The organism is Priestia sp. RMT2NF4, assembly GCF_047872835.1.
Taxonomy (GTDB): domain Bacteria; phylum Bacillota; class Bacilli; order Bacillales; family Bacillaceae_H; genus Priestia; species Priestia zanthoxyli.
Genome location: NZ_JBLQZO010000038.1, coordinates 1 through 326 on the forward strand (window position 1 = coordinate 1; position 326 = coordinate 326).

Below are 326 nucleotides of genomic sequence, written 5' to 3' on the forward strand. Positions count from 1 at the left end.
TTTGAGAGAGCAATCTCTTGTCTGGTGGCGATAGCGAAGAGGTCACACCCGTTCCCATACCGAACACGGAAGTTAAGTTCTTTAGCGCCAATGGTAGTTGGGACTTTGTCCCTGTGAGAGTAGGACGTTGCCAGGCAATTAATAAGACCCCTTATGAGTCTCGTATAAAAGAGCATAGGGGTTTTTTATTTGAAATATTCTATTATAAGTAATGAAAATAACGCTTATAAAGCGCTTATATAGATCTTTTTTGGAGGATTAGCTCAGCTGGGAGAGCACCTGCCTTACAAGCAGGGGGTCGGCGGTTCGATCCCGTCATCCTCCAC

Annotated in this window: 1 tRNA gene and 1 rRNA gene; both read left to right on the plus strand. The window is 44.8% G+C overall.

The annotated features are described in order from the left end of the window. The first annotated feature begins 20 nt into the window (after nt 1–20). Nucleotides 21–136 (plus strand): 5S ribosomal RNA (rrf, locus tag ACMX9J_RS27725). Between the two features lie 116 nt (nt 137–252). Further along, nucleotides 253–325 (plus strand) — tRNA-Val (locus ACMX9J_RS27730). The last annotated feature ends 1 nt before the right edge of the window (nt 326 follow it).